Genomic DNA, 18,499 nt, shown 5'->3' with positions numbered 1-18,499 from the left:
CGCCCCCTCCCTTGTTCGAGACATAGCAATATGACGATATGATGCGGTCGTCAAGGGCGGGCAACCCGAAATTCCGCCGCGAGGGAGCCGTAGGCGTCCTACCCTGTTGCCCAAGCACACAAAATATGTCATTGCGGGTATGTAATGGCTTCCAGCCTTTTGGCTGGGCCGCGCCAAACAGGGGGGGGGGCCATGCGGGAACTTGCCCAGCTATTGCGCCAGAGCGAGGACTGGTTGATGGAGCGCGTTCTGGCCTATGCCCTGGCGCGCGGCTACACGGTCTACACATCTCCGCAGCAGGAGGACTGGCGGCTCTCCATCGCGGGGCTCACCGAGGCCCTGCTGAACGCCCTGCCCCAGGGGCTCGCCGGCTTGGAACTCGGGCCGGACATCGAATACGGCGCGGACCCCACCTCGCGCTTCGCCGTGGAGGAAGCCGGACGCCACCGCGCGCGCGGGGTGGATATCGGCATGTTCCTCGGCCTGCTCGTCTACTACCGCCAGGGATACGAGGACTTGCTTCAGGCCAGCGAACTGCCGGCCGGGCAGAAGGACGAGTGGCTGCGCTTCGTCTCCCGTTTTTTCGACCGGCTCGCCACCGGCGTGGCCGTGGCCTGGAACGCCACGGGCGAGACGGCCAAGCTGGAGGAACTGCGCGACGAGGCCCTTGAAACCCAAAACGAAATGCACCGCCTGACCGCGGTATTTCAAACCCTGCCCACCCCCGTGCTGCTCACCAACGCCCAGGGCGGCGTCACCTACCTGAACGACACGGCCCGCAGCTGGCTCGCACGATCCTTGACTGAACAGGACAAGGGCGGCGAGGCGCCCGCCTCCGGCAAATTCATCGGCCAGGAGGTGACGGAGCTTCTGCCCTGGGTGGCCCCGGTTCTTGCGCGGGCGCGCTCCGGCTTCGGCCAGGAGCAGGGCGAGCTGGGCCACCTGGACACCGGCGAAAGGGTGGCCTTCCTCGACACCCACGTCTACCCGCTCTTCGACGTCTCCGGCCGCTTCGACGGCATGGTCGTGGTGCTGCAGGACATAACCGCCCTGCGCGACGCCAGCGAAGCGCAGGCGCGCATCGCCTCCGAGCTGCGCGGCCAATTGCGCGAGGCATCGAGCCTCAACAAGCTGGCCGACGTGCTGGGCCAGAACGTGGCCAGCGCCGAGGAGCTGCTGCAGAACGTGGCCGAAGCCCTGCCCCGCTGCTGGGACACGCCCGAAACCCTGACCGCGCTGGTCAGCTTCGACAACCAGGAATACCACAGCGTAAGCGGCCCGGCCCTGGAAATCTGCGGGCGGATCATGGAGGAGCCCCTCTCGGTCATGGGCCAGCGGCGCGGCAGCATACGCCTGTGCAGCACGGAAACCGTGCCCGCGTTCTCCCCCGGCGAGGCGCCCATGCTCGCGGCCATGACCCGGCAGGTGGAGCACGTGCTGGAGACAAGGCTCTCCCTCTCGCTTTTAAGCCAGTCCGAGCGGCAGTTTCGCGAGTTCTTCGACTCCGCGGCCGACGCCATCTTCATCCACGATGAAGCGGGCCGCATTTTGGACGCCAACAAGAACGCGGGGCTTTGGCTCAACACCCCCACAGAGAACCTCTCGGGCAAGAGCCTGCTGGAAAACGTGCCCGAGGGCGAGCGCGAGGCCGTCTCCAGCCGCTTTCTGAACGCCCTGCGCGGCGAGCCGGAGCTGTTCCAGCTCACCCTGCAGCGGCGCGACGGCTTCGCCATTCCGGCGGAATTTCTCTGCCAGGCCCAAAATTATCAGGGTCAGGCGGCCCTCATCAGCACCGGGCGCAACATCACCAGCCGGCTGCGCGCCCAGGCCGAGATAGAGCGCAGGCTGGAGATGGAGGCGCTCATTTCCGGCATCTCGGCCCGGCTCATCAACTCCGCCGACGAGGACATGCCCCAGGCCATCGGCGACTCCCTCGCCGACCTGTGCCGCTTTCTGGGCACCAAGCACGGCGCGGTGTTCCTGCTCGACGGGAAAAAGACGGGCCTTGTGCGCGCCTACCAGCGCAGCGACGCGGAGGCGGCCGGCGCCTCAACCCCGCTGCGGCGCATTGGGCGGGGCAAAATGCCCTGGTTCACGGAGCGCGTGCTCAAGGCCGAGCGCGTGAACATACGCGACGCGGGCCACATGCCCCCGGCCGGGCGCAAGGACAAAATCCTGCTCGCCCAGCTGGGCATCGCCAGTTTCGCCGCCGTGCCCATGACTGTGAAGGGCCGCCTGCTCGGCGTGCTCACCGTCGCCTCCGATGCCGTGCAGGATTCCGCGCGCATGGCCGGGTCGCGCGTGCTGGAGCAGGTGTCGCTGCTCTTCTCGAACGCCATAGAGCGCCGGCGCACCGCCGTGGCCCTGCGCCGCAGCGAAAGCCTCGCCACCTCCATCATCGAGTCGCTTTCCGCCAACATCTGCGTGCTGGACCGCACAGGCACGGTGACCATGGTCAACCGGCAGTGGCGCAGCTTCGCCAAAGAAAACACGCCGTCCGGGGTGAAGCTCTTCGGCGTCGGCGCGGACTACCTCGCCATCTGCCGCGAGGCGGCGAAGTCCGGCGAGGCCCTGGCCGCAAAGGCCGCGGAGGGCATCCGCTCGGTGCTTTCCGGCAAGTCCACGGTTTTTCAAATGGAATACCCCTGCCACTCGCCCACGGAAAAGCGCTGGTTCATTCTGCAGGTGACGCCCTTTGTGGGCATGCGCAAGGGCGGGGCCGTGGTTTCCCACCGCGACATCACCGAGCGCATTCAGGCCATAACCGAAATGCGGGAGAGCGAAGAACGCTTCCGCATCATCGTGGAGACCGCGCAGGAGGCCGTGATGAACCTGAACGCGGAGGCCCGCGTCACCTACGCCAACCCGCGCGCCTCCACACTCTTCGGCTACACGCATGAGGAACTGCTGGGCATGAGCATCTTCGACCTGGTGGACACCCTGGACCACCCGCTCTTGCTGCAAAACATAGAGCGCCGGCGCAGGGGCATTTCCAACCGCTACGAGCTGCGCTTCCGGCACAAGAACGGCCACCGGCTCTGGACCATGCTCAACGCCTCGGCCATGCAGAACGAGGACGGCACCTTCGCCGGGTCCGTGGGCATGATCACCGACATGTCCGACCGGGTGCGCGCGGAGATGCGCCTGCGCAGAAACGAGGCGCGCTACCGCTCCCTGGTGGAAAGCATGCACGAAGGTCTCATCATGGCCCGCAAAAACGGCATCGTCACCTACGTGAACGACCGCTTCTGCGCCATGCTGGGCCGCGCCCGCGGCGAGATAACCGGGCACCAGGTGAGCGAGCTGGCCGACGACGCCAGCAGGGGCCGCCTGGAGCAGATGCTGGCCGAAAGCCAGAGCGGCAGGCTGAGGGACCGCGGCGGCTCGGAGGAGATCATCTGGGAGCATGCCGCAGGCCGGCACATCTACAGTCTGGTCTCCCCCTCGGCCTATGCCGACGAGGAGGGCAAGGTGGCCGGGTTCTTCGCCGTCATAACCGACACCACCGACCGCAAGGGCCTGGAGTCGCAACTTTTGCAGTCGCAGAAGCTGGAGGCCATCGGCCAGCTCGCCGCGGGCATCGCGCACGAGATCAACACCCCGGCGCAATACGTGGGCAACAACACCCAGTTCATCAAGGGCGCCTTCGAGGACATCCTCCAGGTCATCGAGGCCGTGCGCGGGCTCATCAAGCTCGCCAAGACCGCCTGCCCCGGGCAGGAGGACATACGCGCCCTGGAAAAGGTGATGGAGGAGCGCGACGTGGAGTATCTGGCCGCGGAGGTGCCCGGCGCCATAGCCCAAACCCTTGAGGGCGTGGAGCGCATCAGCACCATCGTGCGCTCGGTGAAGCAGTTCGCCCACCCGGGCCTGGCGGTCATGGCCCCGGCGGACCTGAACGAATCCATGAAGAGCACGGCCACGGTTTCGCGCAACGAATGGAAATACGTGGCCGAGCTGGAGCTGGACCTGGACCCGGAGCTGCCGCTGGTGGTGTGCATGATCGGCGAGATCAATCAGGTGGTGCTGAACCTCATAATAAACGCCGCCCACGCCATAGCCGACGCCAAGAAGCGTGACCCGGAGCGCGAGGGGCGCATAACCTTGACCACCAAGCAGGCCGCGCCCTGGGCCGAAATACGCGTGCGCGACACGGGCACCGGCATTCCCCCGGCCGTGCAGGCCAAGATCTTCGACCCGTTCTTCACCACCAAGGAAGTGGGCCGGGGCACCGGCCAGGGGCTCACCATCTCGCGCGGGATAGTGGTGGAGAAGCACAAGGGCCAGCTCTATTTCGAAACAACGGAGGGGGTGGGCACCACGTTTGTGGTGCGCCTGCCCCTGGAGCAAGCAGAACAGAGCGAGGAGTCATGAAGCGCACCATACTGTTTGTGGACGACGAGCCGAACATCCTCCTGGGCTTGAAGCGCATGCTGCGCCCCATGCGCGACAAGTGGGAGATGCTCTTCGCCGGCTCCGGCGCGGAGGCCATGAAGATAATGGCCGCGCAGCACGTGGACGCCGTGGTCTCCGACATGCGCATGCCCGGCATGGACGGCCCGGAGCTGCTGCGCCGCGTCATGAAGGAGCACCCGGACACCATCCGCTTCGCCCTTTCCGGCTATTCCGACCAGGAGATGGTGGGGCAGTCCATAGCCCCCACGCACCAGTACCTCACCAAGCCCTGCGACGAAAAGCAGCTCGTTTTGGCCCTGGAGCAGGCCCTTGGCGCGCGCGAACTGGTGCCCAACAAGGGCATACTGGACAAGATAGCCCGCATAGAGCACCTGCCCGTGCTGCCCGAGATATACAACCGCATCACGGCCGAGCTGGCCAAGGGCGAGCCCTCGCCCAAGGAGATAGGCGACATAGTGGCCCAGGACGTGGGCATGAGCGCCAACATCCTGAAGCTCGTGAACTCGGCCTACTTCGGCCTGCCCCGGCACATAGTGGCGCCGCAGCAGGCGGTCATCGTCCTGGGCGTCAACGTCATCCGCTCGGTCATCCTTTCCCTGCACATCTTCAAAAGCTTTGAAAACCGCGTGCGCCAGACCTTCTCCCTGCCCATGCTCTGGGGCCACAGCATGCGCGTGGCGGCCATGGCCCGCAACATCGCCGCGCAAGAGCGCCTGGGCAAGGACGAGGCCGACCACGCCTACATCGCCTCCCTGCTGCACGACGTGGGCAAGCTCTTGCTGGACGCCCACTGCCCGGAGGAATGCGAGAGGATCTACGACGTGGTGCGCACCGAAAACCGCCGCGTGGCCGAGGTGGAGGCCGAACAGCTGGGCCTGACCCACGCCGAGGTGGGCGCGTATCTTCTGGGCCTGTGGGGGCTGGCGCCGCCGGTGGTCGCGGCCGTGGCCCACCACCACGACGACACGCCCGCACAGCCGAGCCAGGAAACCGCCCCAAAGGCCGGCCCGGACGTTTCCGACATCGTCTACTTCGCCAACATACTGGACCACGACATCTTCGTCTTCCACGAACATTACGCGCGCATGGCCCCTGCGCCCGCGCGGCTTGCGGCCATCGGCGGCGAGGGCAAATACGAGGCCTGGAAGCACGGCGTGCTCATTCTGGGCCTGGGGGGAGAAGACAAATGAACAGAAAGGTGCTGCTTGTCGACGACGACGTGAACCTGCTGGAGAGCTTCCGCCGGCAGTTGCGCAAAAAGGCCGAGATCGTCACCGCCGAGGGCTCCAAGGCGGGCATAGAGGCCGCGGCCAGGCAGGGGCCCTTTGCCGTGGTCATAAGCGACTACAACATGCCCGGCATGAACGGCGTGGACATGCTGCGCGTCATCCGCCACGGCAGCCCGGACACGGTGCGCGTGCTTCTGACCGGCCACGCCGACCTGGAGATCGCCATCCAGGCCGTGAACGAGGGCAACATCTTCCGCCTGCTCACCAAGCCCTGCCCGCCGGAGACCATCGAAAAGGTGCTGGACGACGCCTTCCACCACTTCGACCTCATCACCGCCGAGCGCGAGCTGCTGGAGAAGACGCTCACCGGCAGCGTGGCCGTGCTCTGCGACCTCATCTCCCTGGTCAAGCCCGACGTGTTCGGCCGGGTGTCGCGCATCCTGCCGTATCTGCGCGGGGTGGGAAAGCGCCTGGCCGACCCGCGCCCCTGGGAGACCGAAACCGCGGCCATGCTCTCCGTGGTGGGCTTCATCACCCTGCCCGACTCGCTCATCAACAAGGTGGAGAAGGGCAAGCCCCTGGCCGAGGGCGAGGTGCAGCAGTTTTTGGGGCACCCGGCCTTTGGCGCGCGCCTTGTGGCCAAAATTCCGCGCATGGAGCGCATCGCCGCCATCGTGGCCTACCAGGAAAAGCACTTTGAGGGCGGCGGCGTGCCCAAGGACGACCTCAAGGGCGACCAGATTCCCCTTGGGGCGCGCATACTGAAGGCCGTGGTGGACTTCGACATCCTGCTGGCCAACGGCATGCCCAAGGGCGAGGCCATAACCAAGCTGGACCGCCGCAAGGGCGTGTACGATCCGGCCGTGGTGGCCGCCCTGGCCGAGGTCATCAAGGAGCAGGCCCGCTACAGCCTGCAGAAGGTGCACCTGCACAGCCTGAGTCCCGGCATGATCATGGCCGAGGATCTGTACGGGGTGCGCGGCACCGAGACCATTCTGCTCATCGCCAAGGGCCGGGAGCTGAACGAAACGGTCATCGAATATCTTATCGACAACGCCCGCACCATCAAGATAAACCAGCCCGTGGCGGTCATTGAACCCATTTCCGCCTGAGGAGGCATGACGTGACAGACCCGAAAGGGGCCGACGCAGAGCAGGGCGAAAGCCGCGTGCTCCTCGTCGACGACGACCAGAACCTGCTTGATTCCCTGGTGCGGCTGCTGCGGCCCGAGTACGAGCTCTTCACCGCCCGCGACGGCGCGGAGGCGCTGAGCGTCCTTTCCACCTGCGGACCTTTCAGCGTGATACTCTCCGACCTCAAGATGCCCGGCATGGACGGCATTGAGCTGCTTTCCCGCATGCAGCGCACCAACCCGGACACGGTGCGCATTCTGCTTACGGGGCACGCGGACATGCAGGCCGCCATAGACGCCGCGAACCTGGGCTATGTGTACCGTTTTCTCACCAAGCCCTGCCCGCCGGAGGTGCTGCGCCTGGAGATCAAGAACGCCCTGCGCCACGCGTCCCTTGTGCGCGACCAGCGCGAGCTCTTCGCCCTGCAGCGCTGCAAGGTGCTGCTGGAGGGCGTGGTCAAGGGCTTCTCCGCCCTGGTTGAGGGACGCGACCCGTACCTGGCCGGGCACCAGCAGCGCGTCACCAACCTGGCCCTGACCATCGGCCGCGAACTCGGCCTCACCGGCGGCGAGCTCGAAACCCTGCGCATCGCCGGGCTTCTGCACGACATCGGCAAGGTCTACGTGCCCGCGGACCTGCTCTGCCGGCCGGGCATTCTGCGCCAGGAGGAACTCTCCATAGTGCAGATGCACCCGGAGGTGGGCTACGAGATATTGAAGCACCTGGACCAGGACTGGCCGGTGGCGGTCATCATCCGCCAGCACCACGAGCGCATGGACGGCTCCGGCTACCCGCAGGGGCTCACCGGACGCTTCATCACACAGGGCGCGCGCATACTGGCCGTGGCCGACGTGGTGGACGCCATGTGCTCGCACCGGCCCTACCGCCAAAGCCTGGGCATCGTCCGCGCCCTGGAGGAAATAGAAAAGAACAAGGGCCGCCTGTATGACGAGCGCGCCGCGGAGGTTTGCCTGGAGCTCTTCCGCGAAAAGGGGTACTCACTTACAGAACCTGCAGATTCTCCACGAGATTTTGTCGATTAGCCCTGGACAGACAATGGTGAGTGGTTAGTTATTAGGAATGTTTCCTACAACTTTTTAGCGCCGGAGGCGTTTATGAACATCGCCATAGTCTACTACTCCATGTACGGCCACATTCGGACCATGGCCCAGGCCGCGGCCGAGGCCGCCAACCTGGTTCCCGGCATAACCGCCACGGTGTACCGCGTGCCCGAGACCCTCTCCGACGACATTCTGGGCAAGATGGGCGCGCTGGACGCGGCCAAGGCCCAGGCCGACGTGCCCCTGGCCACGCCGGAAGTGCTGGCGGCCGCGGACGGCATCCTGTTCGGCACGCCCACGCGCTTCGGCAACATGACCGGCCAGATGCGCCAGTTCCTCGACTCCACCGGCGGCCTGTGGGCCAAGGGCGCGCTCGTCGGCAAGCCCGCGGGCGTGTTCACCAGCTCCGGCACCCAGCACGGCGGTCAGGAGTCCACCATCCTCACCTTCATTCCCACCCTGATGCACCAGGGCATGGTCGTGGTCGGCCTGCCTTACTCCTTCCAGGGGCAAATGGGCGTGGACGAAGTCATCGGCGGTTCGCCCTACGGCGCCAGCACCATCGCCGGCGGCGACGGCTCGCGTCAGCCCTCCGCCCGCGACCTGGACGGAGTGCGCTTCCAGGCGCGCCACTTGGCGGAGATCGCCAAGAAGCTCGCCGCGTAAACGCACTTTTTGCTGGCCTGCCCGGCAAAGCTGTGCCATACGTATAGTGAATTCCGTTTCCCGCTTTCCTGCCCCAGGCAGGGAGGCCGGGAAACGGCAAAACCCCAATTTTCCTGGAGGAACCTATGAAAAAACTCGTCATGGTCTTCACCGTGTCCCTGTCCCTTGCCCTGGCCGCCAGCGCCGGTTTCGCCGCCGACGGCAAGACCCTGTACGCCAAGTGCGCGGGTTGCCACGGAGCGGACGGTGCCAAGACCGCCCAGGGCAACAAACCCCTCAAGGGCCTGAGCGCGGACGCCTTCACCAAGGCCATGGAAGGCTACAAGGCCAAGAAGTTCGGCGGTCCCAAGAAGGCCGTCATGGAAGGACTGGCCGCGTCCCTTTCCCCCGCGGACATCCAGGCCCTGGCCGCCTACGTGAGCAAGCTGTAAACCCGACCGGCCCGCGGCGCGCCAAAGCGCCATTGCGGGCATGACGCGGCACGCCGCGGAGGAGAAGGTCCATGAAACGCACCGTCATCATCGCGGCCCTGGCCCTGAGCCTGGGCCTTGCCGCCACGGCCCTGGCCGAGGAAGGCGCAGCCGAGGGCAAGGCCCTGTACACGGCCAAATGCCAAAGCTGCCACGGCGCGGACGGCAGCAAGTCGCTCATGAGCAAGCCCGTGAAGGGCCTGAAGGCGGACGCCGTGGTCAAGGCCATGGAAGGCTACAAGGCCAAAACCTATGGCGGCGCGAAAAAGGCCACCATGGAGAACCTGGCCGCCCGCCTGTCCGATGCCGAGATCAAGGCCTTGGCCGCTTACATAGGCACGCTGTAGCCCATGCGCCGCGCCGTCCTTCTCCTGGCCGCCCTGCTCGCCCTCGCCTGTGCGGACGCGGGCAGGACGGCCGGCGCGGCCAGCCCAGCACCGGTCGGCGCGGCCGACAAAGCCGATGCCCCGCGCCACGTCCACCCCATGCAGGACAACGCCAGCGCCATGCCCATGCCGGGCCAAGCGCCAGGCGTGTCGTCCGGCGTGAAGCCAACGGCATCCGGCGCGCCTGCCGGAGCGGTCCCGGGCGTGCCCCCCGGCGCTTCGCCCGGCGTCACGCGCGGGAGCAGCGCGTCTTCCGGCGTGGTGGAGAAGATAGGCGGGCACGCAGCCCTGGACGTGGAGCTTTACGGCGAGGACGGCGCAAAGCTGCGCCTGGCCGACCTCATCACCATGCCCACCATTTTGGCCCCGGTGTATTACTCCTGCCCCAACGAATGCAACGTGCTGCTGGGCACCCTGGCCCAGGTGCTGCCGGAAGTCGGCCTCAAGCCCGGCGTGGACTATCAGGTGCTGGCCGTCTCCTTCGACGACCGCGACACCCCGGCCACGGCCACCAAGCGCAAGGGCGACTTCCTCAACGCGGGCGCGGCGGGCTTTCCGCCCCAGGCCTGGCGCTTTCTCACCGGCGACGAAGCAAACGTGCGCCGGCTCATGGACTCGGTGGGCTTCAGCTACGAGCGCAACGGCGACGCCTTCCGGCACTCCATCGTGCTCATCGCCCTTACGCCCACGGGCAAAATTTCGCGCTACCTGTACGGCATCCGGCCCCTGGCCTTCGACATCGCCATCGCCGCCACCGAGGCCGGGGCGGAAAAGACCGGGCTGTCGGTCAAGCGGGCCATCGCCATGTGCTACACGTATGATCCGCAGGGCCGCAGGTATGTTTTCGACTTCGTGAAGGTGGCGGGCGCGGGCGTGCTTTTCGCCCTGTTCCTGTTCGCCCTGTTCTTGGCTTTTGGCGGCAAAAAACGCGGCGCGCCCCCAAGCCCGCCCCAGACATAAGCGCCTGTTCCGCATTTCAAGCGATGGGAGAGCACATGGACCACACGGCACAAGACCCGCACGAGCGGCCATTTTTCGCGCCCGCCGGCAAGGGCGGCATCGCCACCTGGATTTTCTCCACGGACCACAAGCGCATCGGCCTGTTATACCTGAGCCTCATCCTGCTCATGTTCGCCGCGGCCACACTGCTCGGGCTCATCCTCAAACTAAAACTGATGACGCCCGGCAGCACGCTTTTGTCGCCCCAGCAGTATAACGCCATGTTCACCCTGCACGGGGTCATCATGATCTTCATGGTGGTCATTCCGAGCATTCCAGCCAGCTTCGGCAACATCTTCCTGCCGCTGCACATCGGCGCCAACGACGTGAGCTTTCCGCGGCTGAACAACTTCTCCTGGTGGCTGTACGTCATAGGGGCAACGCTGGCCCTGGCCTCTATCTTCACGGGCGACGGCCCGCCGGACACGGGCTGGACCTTTTACGTGCCCTTCAGCGAGCGCACCACCACAAACGTCAGCATCGCGGTCATCGCCGTGTTCATTCTGGGCTTCTCCAGCATCCTCACCGGGCTCAACTTCATCACCACCGTGCACCGCCTGCGCGCGCCCGGCATGACCTGGAAAAAGCTGCCGCTCTTCGTCTGGTCGCTTTACGCCACGGGCTGGATTCAGGTGCTGGCCACGCCCATCCTCGGCATCACCGCGCTTCTCATCTTCGCCGAGCGCGTGCTGCACCTGGGGCTCTTCGACCCCGGACGCGGCGGCGACCCGCTTTTGTACCAGCACCTGTTCTGGATCTACTCGCACCCGGCCGTGTACATCATGATCCTGCCGGCCATGGGCGTCATCTCCGAGATCATTCCCGTGTTCTCGCGCAAGCCGGTGTTCGGCTACAACATGATCGCCTTTTCGAGCCTGGCCATCGCCTTCGCCGGGTCGCTGGTCTGGGCGCACCACATGTTCACCAGCGGCATGAGCGACAACGCCGTGCTGATCTTCTCCTTCCTCACCTTCGTGGTGGCCATCCCCTCGGCCATCAAGGTCTTCAACTGGCTCTCCACCATGTACAAGGGCTCCATCAGCCTGGACCCGCCGCTGCTCTTCTCCCTGGGCTTCATCTTCATGTTCTCCATCGGCGGGCTCACCGGCCTTGTGCTGGGCAGCGCCGGCACGGACATCCACGTGCACGACACCTACTTCGTGGTGGCGCACTTCCATTACGTCATCTTCGGCGGCACGGGCCTGGGCATGTTCGCGGCCATGCACTACTGGTTCCCCAAGGTCTTTGGCCGCATGTACGACCACGGCCGCGCGGCCTGGAGCTTCTGGCTCATCCTGCTGGGCATGAACGTGCTCTATTTCCCCATGTTCATCATGGGCGTGCAGGGAATGCCCCGGCGCTACTACGACTACCTGCCCCAGTACGCGCCCCTGCAGATGGTCTCCACCTGGGGCTCGTGGCTTTTGGCCGCCGGGCTCATCCTGATGTTCTGGAACCTTTACCAGGGCTGCCGCTTTGGTCCGCGCGCCACCAAAAATCCCTGGGGCGGCGCGACGCTGGAATGGACCCTGCCCACCCCCCTGCCGGCCGAGGCCTTCCACGGCGACCCCGTGGCTCCGGAGCCTTACGACTACAAGGGGGTGAATCCCGATGGCTGAAGCACACGCCGCACCCATGGTCCATAAGGACTACCATGCCTCCAAGATGGGCATGTGGCTGTTTTTGTTCACGGAGATACTGCTGTTCGGCGGGTTGTTCCTGCTCTACGCCAGCTACCGCGCCAAGTACCCGCAGGCCTTCCACGCGGGCGGGCAAACCCTTGACGTGTTCATCGGCGGGCTGAACACCGTGGTGCTCATCACCTCAAGCCTCACGGTGGCGCTCTCCATCACCGCGCTGCGGCGCGGCGAGCTGGTGCGCTGCCTGTGGCTGCTGGCCTTCACCGTGGCCTGCGCGGGCGCGTTCATGGTCAACAAGACCATTGAATGGAGCGCCAAGTTCCACCACGGGCTCATTCCCGGCTCGGAGCACATGCTGCAGCTGCCGCAGGGGCAAAGCGTCTTCTATGGCCTGTACTTCGCCATGACCGGCCTGCACGGCGTGCATGTGGTCATCGGCGCCTCGGTGCTCGTGTGGGTCATGCTGCTCATAAAAAAAGGCAGGGTGACGGGCGAGGACTACGTGGTGCTGGAGAACGCCGGGCTTTACTGGCACATAGTGGACCTGGTGTGGATCTACCTCTTCCCCCTGTTCTACCTCATTTCCTGACAGCCGACGGGCGGGGGCGAATATGACCGAAACGAACACGACAACCATGCATGACGCGCAGGCCACACATGGGGCCCCGCACGGCGAAGGCCACGAGGCGGACCACGAGCATGCGCCCTTGAGCTACCGCTTTCTCGTCGTCATCTGGCTGGGGCTCATGTGCCTCACGGTCACCACCGTGGCCGTGGCCCAAATCGACCTGGGGTTCATGAACATCATCGTGGCCATGGGCGTGGCCAGCCTGAAGGCCGCGCTGGTGATCTTCTTCTTCATGCACCTCAAGTACGAGAACTGGGTCATCAAGGGCATGGTGCTCACGGCCTTCATCATCCTGGCCATCGCCATCGGGCTCACGTTCGTGGACGTGGGCTACAGGTATTAGGAGAACGGGCATGGAACCGAAGCTCGTCAACGTCGTCCAGGCGGTGGACAACACCTTCCTGCTCATTTTCGGCATCTCGGCAGCGCTCATGGTCGGCATCACCGTGGCCATGATCTGGTTCGTCTACCGCTACAGCCGCAAACGAAACCCCACCCCGGCCACCTTCCACGGCAACTTCTGGGCCGAGTTCATCTGGATCGTGGTGCCCACCATCCTGGTCATGGGCATGTTCTACTCCGGCTGGCACAGCTACCGCGCCCTGCGCGACGCGCCGGAGGGGGCCATCCCCGTCAAGGTCACGGCGCGCATGTGGTCGTGGGACTTCGAGTACGAGAACGGCAAACACAGCGGCACACTGGTGGTGCCCGTGGGCAAGGCGGTGCAGCTTTCCCTCACCTCAAGCGACGTGCTGCACGGCTTTTTCGCCCCGGCCTTTAGGCTCAAGATCGACACCGTGCCCGGCATGACCACCCACGGCTGGTTCCGGGCCGACAAGCCCGGCGAATACGTCATCTTCTGCTCCGTGTACTGCGGCCTGCAGCACGCCAAGATGCTGACGGCCATCAAGGCCGTGAGCCAGGAGGACTACGAGAAGTTCCTGGCCGAGACCGGAGCCGGCGGCGGCCACGCGGGCAAGGCCCTGCTGGACGCCAAGGGCTGCCTGGGCTGCCACACGCTGGACGGCGGCGCGTCCATAGGCCCCAGCCTCAAGGGCGTTTGGGGCCGCGAGGTGGTGCTGACCACCCCGGACAAGAAGGAGAAGCGCCTCAAGTACGACGCCAAGGCCCTGACCATGATGATCATGGGCCCGCGCGAGGGCGTGCTCAAGGGCTTTGAGCCCATGATGCCGGCCTACGCCGACCAGATCACCGCGGACGAGCTGAAGCAGATTCTGGACTTCCTGGAGCACGGCGAAAGCGCGGCCGACGGACCGGAGGCGGGCAAGGCCCTGGCCGACGCCCAGGGCTGCCTGGGCTGCCATTCCACGGACGGCACGGAGATCGTCGGCCCCAGCTTCAAGGGCATGTTCGGCAAGAAGAGCACGGCCAAGGACGGCGCCCCTGTGGACCGCCCGTTCGTCACGGCCATACTGAAGGACCCGGCCTCGCGCCTGGGCAGGACCTCGTCCATGCCCGCGTACCCGGCCCTGACCGACACCGAGCGTGAGGCGCTGCTGAAGTTCTTGGAGTCGCTGAGCGCGGCGCCGGCGCCCAGCCCCGAGCCGAAGGGGCATGACATGCCCGGTCACGACGCCAAGGGGCATGACATGAAGGCCGGGGAGCACAAGTGATCCGGACGGCGGACATGCTGGCCCTCACGCGGCCGCGCATAGGCCTCTTGGCCGCGGCAGGGGCCGCTGCCGGGAGCCTGCTGGCCCAAAGCCTGCTGGCCCAAGGCTTCACGCCTGAAGGGATCTTGCCCGGAGGGTTCGCGCCTGGCGGAACAATGTCTGTCGGGATAGTGCCTGGCGGGGCTGTCGGCGCGGGTCTTTTGCTCGCGGCCGTGGGAGCCTTCCTGCTCTCGGCCGGGTGCTCCGCCCTGAACCAGGTGCAGGAGCGCGCCGAGGACGCCCGCATGGAGCGCACCCAAAACCGCCCCCTGCCGGCCGGACGCCTTGGCGCGGGCGCTGCGCTGGGCTTGGCCTGCGCCTGTCTGGCGCTTTCGGCCCTGGCGCTGGGCCTTGCGCCCGGCGGAGCGGCCACGGTGCTTTTCGTCCCGCTCACCGTGCTGGTGTACAACGGCCTGTATACGCCGCTCAAGAAACGCACGTCCCTGGCCATGCTGGTGGGGGGCCTGGCCGGGGCATTGCCGCCCGTGGTGGGCTTCGCCGCTGGGGGCGGCGCGCCGGACGATCCCCGCGCCCTGCTTTTGGCCGGGGTGTTCTATGCCTGGCAGGTGCCGCACTTTTGGCTTTTTGCGCGCCTGCACCGCGCCGAATACGCGGCGGCGGGCTTCTTCGCCCCGCACGACGGCGTGGCGCAGAGCCGGGCCCCGGGGGCCCTCGCCCTGTGGGTTGTGGGCTATGGCGCGCTGATGCTGCTCATTCCGGCCTTCGGGATCATGGCCCAGCCCGGACCCAAGGCCCTGGTGGCCGCGCTGGCCGTGGCCCTGTGCCTGGGCGCGTGGCCGCTTCTAACGCGCGAGCGCCTGGGCTTCGCCCTGGTGAACGCCTCGCTGGTGCTGTTTCTGTGCTTCCTGGCCGCCGACGCCCTGCGCCTTGCGGCCTGACCCGCCACACATAACGAGGAACGCCCCATGATCATGTGGATACACCCGCTGCTGCAGACCCTGGCCGTGCTTTTGTCGCTCTACGTTTTGTACCTGGGGTTCGTGCGCTTCCGCTTCGCGCACCTGGGGCACAAGGGCATCGTCTTCCAGTGGAAGCGCCACGTGAACCAGGGCATCGCCGTCATGGGCACCTGGGCGCTGGCCTTTGTCATCGGCCTGGGCGCGGCCTGGATGAACTGGCATGTGGTGGGCATCACGGAAACGCACTACGCCGTGGCCCTGGTCATGCTGCCCCTGGTGCTCTTCGGCCTGGGCTCGGGCTTCCTCATGGACCGGGTGAAGGCCAAGCGCAAGCTGCTGCCCCTGGCCCACGGCGCGGTGAACGCCCTGCTGGTGGCCCTGGCCCTGTGGCAGCTGTGGACCGGCATCGGCATTCTGCGCGACATGGTTCTGGTCTAGCCCCTGCGGAGCCCGGGCCCACCGCACAGGACCATGCGGGCGCCGGTCACGGGGAGCGCCGCGCGGAAGGGCCTGGGCAATGAGACGTCCAGGTCCGGCTGCGTCTACTCCCGCCAGACCCGGCGCAGTTGGGCGATCTCCTCGGCATAGCCCGGCAGTTCGTTGGGCGTCTCCAGATAAAAGGGCAGCCCCCGCAGGCTCGGGTGGTTGATGACGCGCGCCAACGCGTCGAGGCCGATCTGCCCCTGTCCGATCTTGGCGTGACGGTCCTTGCGGCTGCCCCGCGCGTTCAGGCTGTCGTTCAGGTGGATGGCGCGCAGGCGCCCAAGCCCGATGACGCGGTCGAACTCCTCCAGCACGCCGTCCAGGCCGTCCACGATGTCGTAGCCCGCGTCGTGCACGTGGCAGGTGTCGAGACACACGCCCAGCTTGTCCGCGCAGGCCACCCTGTCGATGATGCCCCGAAGCTCGCCGAAATCGCCCCCCACCTCGCTGCCCTTGCCGGCCATGGTCTCCAGCAGCACCAGGGTCGGCGTCTGCGGCGTCAGCACGGCGTTCAGCTGCGCGGCGATGCGCTCCACGCCCTCCTCCACGCCCTGGCCCACATGGCTGCCGGGATGGAAATTGTACATGGTGCCCGGCAGCAGGGTCAGGCGCGCCAAGTCGTCGCGCATGACCTCAAGGGCGAAGCGTCGCGTCTTCTCCTCGGCGGCGCAGGGGTTCAGCGTATAGGGCGCGTGGGCCAGAAAGGGCCCCAGCGCGTGCTCCGCCGCCAGTGCGGCAAAGGCGGCCATGTCGGCCGGGTCCAGGGCCTTGGCCGCGCCGCCGCGCGGGTTGCGGGTGAAGAACTGGCAGGTGCTGGCGCCGATGGACAGCGCGGTGCGGCCCATGGCCAGATAGCCCTTGGCGTTGGAGAGATGGCAACCGATGTTCAGCATGGTGGTGTGCTCCTGCGGCGATGCTACACGGACGGCGATCACCCGGCAATCGCCCGGAGATGCAGGAACACGGCGGGCTGCAGGCGGCGCGAGCCGCGGCGCCACAAAAAAACGGCCGGGCGGGAAGCATCCCGGCCAGCCGTTCTTTTCGCCCCAAGCTCACGCGCGCGGGGCGTTTCCGCCGCGCAGGTCACACGTAGTCGGCGTCGCGCTCGCGCTGGCGGCAGGAGGACACCGTGCGCGCCACCATGCGCTCCAGATAGCGGATGTCGCGGATCTCCATGTTGGTGAAGAAGAGCCCCACGGTGATGGATTCGTTGTTGTCGCCGAACTCCAGGCTGCGCACCACGCCGTCGCCCGCGGCATAGCCGGAGCCCAGGAACAGCAGGCGGAAGGGAATGGCCTGCCCCAGATCGATGTCGGGAAGGAGTCCATCCGGTCCGGCGGTGATGCGCACGCGCGCGCCCCCGGCGGAGAAATCCAGCAATTCCGGGTCCGCAAAGCCTTCCAGCCGGATGCTGACGCCCATGTCCTCCTCGACCGGGACACGGTAGTGCATGCGCAGGCTGGTTTCAAAAAAATCGCCGGGGTTCGGGGCGCTCAGGGCCAGGGCCTGGCTCTCCCCCTCGTCCGAGGGATAGTCCTCGCGCACGTCGAGCAGCCGCGCCACGTAGCCCAGGGGACGCCTGGCCTCGTCGTCGGAGCGCACGAGCAGCGCCACCTCCACCTGCTGCCCACCCTGGTCGTGGCGCACCGGAGGCTCGGTCTGGGCCACGAAGAGCACATCGCCCTCCAACTGCAGCACGCTTGAAACGCGCACGTCAATGCGTTCGCGCAGGGGGTCCTTGTGCAGCACGAGGAAGACCTGGGTGCCTGTGGTCAGCAGGGCCTCGCGGTCCGGAAAGCGCTCCAGATCTGTGACGCTCATGGCTTGTGGCCTCCCTTGGCGGGTTTCTTGACTTCCTTCTCAGGCTCGGGCTTGCCGGTCACGCGGGCGCGGCCCTCCACCGAAAGCATCTTCTCGATGGTGGCGTTGACCTCCTCGGCGATGTTCGGCTCCTTGGGCTTGGCCTTGCTCTCCGCCCCAAGCGACTCCTCAAGCCCGCCGCCTTCCTTGGGCGGCACGTAGTTGCGCACAAGAATGCTGATGCGCCGGTTGCGCGGGTCGGCCGGGTTGTCCGGGTACAGGGGCTGGGTGGAGGCGAAGCCGGACACGCGGGCCAGGCGTTCCTCGGCCAGTCCGCCCTGCTGCAGGGCCACGCGGGCCGCGCTGGCGCGGTCGGTGGAAAGCTCCCAGTTGGTGTAGCGCCCGCCGGAGAAATTGCCGGAGTCGGTATGGCCCTCCACCTCGATCTTGTTGGGCAGGGCCTTCAACTGCGAGGCGATGAACTGGATGGCCTTGCGGCCCTTGGCCGTCAGCTCCGGGCTGCCCTTGGCGAAAAGCGGATCCGTCTCGTTGTAGCCGATCTGGATGCGCACGCCGACCTCGGTCACGTCCACGGAAATCTGGTCCTTCACGTCGGGCAGGTTCAGGTTCATGGAGTCCTGCAGCCTGCTCTTGAGCTGCTCCGGCTGCACGGCGGAGCTCTTGCCGTGCTCGGCGGCCTCGGTCAGCTGGTCGCGCTGGGGCACCGGCGGCTTGTCCTGGTCGGGAATCATGGCCCCGCCCTGGCGCACATCAAGGGCGTTCTGCTTATCGAAGATGCTGAATTCCTTAAAATACTGCTCCACACCCGCGCGCTTTTCCGGCACGACCATGCTGAGCAGCCACATGAGCAGGAAAAACGCCATCATCGCCGTCATGAAGTCGGCGTAGGCAACCTTCCACGCGCCGCCATGCGCGCCCGCGTGGCCTTTTTTGCCCTTCTTGATGATGATCGGCCTGTTTTCAGCCACGGTATG

General features: G+C 66.3%; 17 protein-coding genes. 14 read left to right on the top strand and 3 right to left on the bottom strand.

Annotation, left to right across the window (positions count from 1 at the left end):
- Positions 1 to 192: 192 nt before the first annotated feature.
- The 14 genes from ACYQ4W_RS00635 to ACYQ4W_RS00570 all read left to right on the top strand — a co-directional run bounded on the left by ACYQ4W_RS00635 (position 193) and on the right by ACYQ4W_RS00570 (position 15,659).
- Positions 193 to 4,374 (top strand): PAS domain S-box protein, encoded by a 4,182-nt coding sequence (locus ACYQ4W_RS00635; RefSeq protein WP_459851659.1) that lies wholly within the window; start codon positions 193 to 195, stop codon positions 4,372 to 4,374.
- The gene (locus ACYQ4W_RS00630; RefSeq protein ID WP_459851657.1) at positions 4,371 to 5,606 is read left to right on the top strand and encodes an HDOD domain-containing protein; all 1,236 of its coding nucleotides are present in this window, start codon (positions 4,371 to 4,373) and stop codon (positions 5,604 to 5,606) included. Before ACYQ4W_RS00635 ends, ACYQ4W_RS00630 begins: the two co-directional genes overlap by 4 nt.
- Positions 5,603 to 6,757 carry an HD domain-containing phosphohydrolase gene (locus ACYQ4W_RS00625; protein WP_459851655.1) on the top strand — a complete coding sequence of 385 codons (1,155 nt, stop codon included), beginning with the start codon at positions 5,603 to 5,605 and terminating at the stop codon, positions 6,755 to 6,757. Before ACYQ4W_RS00630 ends, ACYQ4W_RS00625 begins: the two co-directional genes overlap by 4 nt.
- Before the next feature lie 11 nt (positions 6,758 to 6,768).
- Positions 6,769 to 7,821 (top strand): HD domain-containing phosphohydrolase, encoded by a 1,053-nt coding sequence (locus ACYQ4W_RS00620; RefSeq protein ID WP_459851653.1) that lies wholly within the window; start codon positions 6,769 to 6,771, stop codon positions 7,819 to 7,821.
- Between the two features lie 72 nt (positions 7,822 to 7,893).
- Positions 7,894 to 8,505 (top strand): NAD(P)H:quinone oxidoreductase, encoded by a 612-nt coding sequence (wrbA, locus tag ACYQ4W_RS00615; RefSeq protein ID WP_459851651.1) that lies wholly within the window; start codon positions 7,894 to 7,896, stop codon positions 8,503 to 8,505.
- 125 nt (positions 8,506 to 8,630) lie between these two features.
- A complete protein-coding gene (locus tag ACYQ4W_RS00610; protein WP_459851649.1) occupies positions 8,631 to 8,936 on the top strand; it encodes a c-type cytochrome in 306 nt (101 codons plus the stop codon).
- A 71-nt stretch (positions 8,937 to 9,007) separates the two neighbouring features.
- Entirely contained in the window at positions 9,008 to 9,322 is a 315-nt protein-coding gene (locus ACYQ4W_RS00605) for a c-type cytochrome (RefSeq protein WP_459851647.1), read from the top strand.
- Between the two features lie 3 nt (positions 9,323 to 9,325).
- On the top strand, positions 9,326 to 10,321 hold the full coding sequence (locus tag ACYQ4W_RS00600; RefSeq protein ID WP_459851644.1) for an SCO family protein: 996 nt from the start codon (positions 9,326 to 9,328) through the stop codon (positions 10,319 to 10,321).
- Between the two features lie 35 nt (positions 10,322 to 10,356).
- Positions 10,357 to 11,979, top strand: a complete 1,623-nt coding sequence (gene ctaD / locus ACYQ4W_RS00595; RefSeq protein ID WP_459851641.1) for a cytochrome c oxidase subunit I — start codon at positions 10,357 to 10,359, stop codon at positions 11,977 to 11,979.
- Complete coding sequence (locus ACYQ4W_RS00590) at positions 11,972 to 12,589, top strand: cytochrome c oxidase subunit 3 family protein (protein ID WP_459851638.1); 618 nt, start codon at positions 11,972 to 11,974, stop codon at positions 12,587 to 12,589. Before ctaD ends, ACYQ4W_RS00590 begins: the two co-directional genes overlap by 8 nt.
- Positions 12,590 to 12,611: 22 nt before the next feature.
- Positions 12,612 to 12,971, top strand: coding sequence for a cytochrome C oxidase subunit IV family protein (locus tag ACYQ4W_RS00585; RefSeq protein ID WP_459851635.1), 360 nt, complete (start codon positions 12,612 to 12,614; stop codon positions 12,969 to 12,971).
- A gap of 10 nt (positions 12,972 to 12,981) precedes the next feature.
- Complete coding sequence (gene coxB / locus ACYQ4W_RS00580; RefSeq protein ID WP_459851633.1) at positions 12,982 to 14,262, top strand: cytochrome c oxidase subunit II; 1,281 nt, start codon at positions 12,982 to 12,984, stop codon at positions 14,260 to 14,262.
- The gene (locus ACYQ4W_RS00575; RefSeq protein ID WP_459851630.1) at positions 14,259 to 15,200 is read left to right on the top strand and encodes a UbiA family prenyltransferase; all 942 of its coding nucleotides are present in this window, start codon (positions 14,259 to 14,261) and stop codon (positions 15,198 to 15,200) included. Before coxB ends, ACYQ4W_RS00575 begins: the two co-directional genes overlap by 4 nt.
- A gap of 27 nt (positions 15,201 to 15,227) precedes the next feature.
- Complete coding sequence (locus tag ACYQ4W_RS00570; protein WP_459851627.1) at positions 15,228 to 15,659, top strand: DUF4079 family protein; 432 nt, start codon at positions 15,228 to 15,230, stop codon at positions 15,657 to 15,659.
- Between the two features lie 104 nt (positions 15,660 to 15,763).
- Here the strand turns inward: ACYQ4W_RS00570 and ACYQ4W_RS00565 are convergent, their stop codons facing one another.
- The 3 genes from ACYQ4W_RS00565 to ACYQ4W_RS00555 form a co-directional block, all read right to left on the bottom strand.
- Entirely contained in the window at positions 15,764 to 16,597 is an 834-nt protein-coding gene (locus ACYQ4W_RS00565; protein ID WP_459851625.1) for a deoxyribonuclease IV, read from the bottom strand.
- A gap of 190 nt (positions 16,598 to 16,787) precedes the next feature.
- Positions 16,788 to 17,525: a PilZ domain-containing protein gene (locus tag ACYQ4W_RS00560; RefSeq protein ID WP_459851622.1), complete on the bottom strand. Its 738-nt coding sequence runs from the start codon at positions 17,523 to 17,525 to the stop codon at positions 16,788 to 16,790.
- Positions 17,522 to 18,493, bottom strand: a complete 972-nt coding sequence (locus ACYQ4W_RS00555; protein WP_459851620.1) for a flagellar motor protein MotB — start codon at positions 18,491 to 18,493, stop codon at positions 17,522 to 17,524. The genes ACYQ4W_RS00560 and ACYQ4W_RS00555 overlap by 4 nt, the downstream gene beginning before the upstream one ends.
- Positions 18,494 to 18,499: the final 6 nt, after the last annotated feature.

The sequence above is a fragment of the Humidesulfovibrio idahonensis genome, assembly GCF_054657715.1.
Note: the sequence above shows the minus strand (reverse complement) of the source record. Positions and strands in the feature narration are given on the sequence as shown.

Coding starts and splice junctions, on each gene's coding strand:
- ACYQ4W_RS00585 (WP_459851635.1), top strand. CDS start 12,612: ATGACCGAAACGAACACGACAACCATGCATGACGCGCAGGCCACACAT.
- ctaD (WP_459851641.1), top strand. CDS start 10,357: ATGGACCACACGGCACAAGACCCGCACGAGCGGCCATTTTTCGCGCCC.
- ACYQ4W_RS00570 (WP_459851627.1), top strand. CDS start 15,228: ATGATCATGTGGATACACCCGCTGCTGCAGACCCTGGCCGTGCTTTTG.
- ACYQ4W_RS00565 (WP_459851625.1), bottom strand. CDS start 16,597: ATGCTGAACATCGGTTGCCATCTCTCCAACGCCAAGGGCTATCTGGCC.
- wrbA (WP_459851651.1), top strand. CDS start 7,894: ATGAACATCGCCATAGTCTACTACTCCATGTACGGCCACATTCGGACC.
- ACYQ4W_RS00625 (WP_459851655.1), top strand. CDS start 5,603: ATGAACAGAAAGGTGCTGCTTGTCGACGACGACGTGAACCTGCTGGAG.
- ACYQ4W_RS00635 (WP_459851659.1), top strand. CDS start 193: ATGCGGGAACTTGCCCAGCTATTGCGCCAGAGCGAGGACTGGTTGATG.
- ACYQ4W_RS00600 (WP_459851644.1), top strand. CDS start 9,326: ATGCGCCGCGCCGTCCTTCTCCTGGCCGCCCTGCTCGCCCTCGCCTGT.
- ACYQ4W_RS00610 (WP_459851649.1), top strand. CDS start 8,631: ATGAAAAAACTCGTCATGGTCTTCACCGTGTCCCTGTCCCTTGCCCTG.
- ACYQ4W_RS00590 (WP_459851638.1), top strand. CDS start 11,972: ATGGCTGAAGCACACGCCGCACCCATGGTCCATAAGGACTACCATGCC.
- coxB (WP_459851633.1), top strand. CDS start 12,982: ATGGAACCGAAGCTCGTCAACGTCGTCCAGGCGGTGGACAACACCTTC.
- ACYQ4W_RS00605 (WP_459851647.1), top strand. CDS start 9,008: ATGAAACGCACCGTCATCATCGCGGCCCTGGCCCTGAGCCTGGGCCTT.
- ACYQ4W_RS00560 (WP_459851622.1), bottom strand. CDS start 17,525: ATGAGCGTCACAGATCTGGAGCGCTTTCCGGACCGCGAGGCCCTGCTG.
- ACYQ4W_RS00630 (WP_459851657.1), top strand. CDS start 4,371: ATGAAGCGCACCATACTGTTTGTGGACGACGAGCCGAACATCCTCCTG.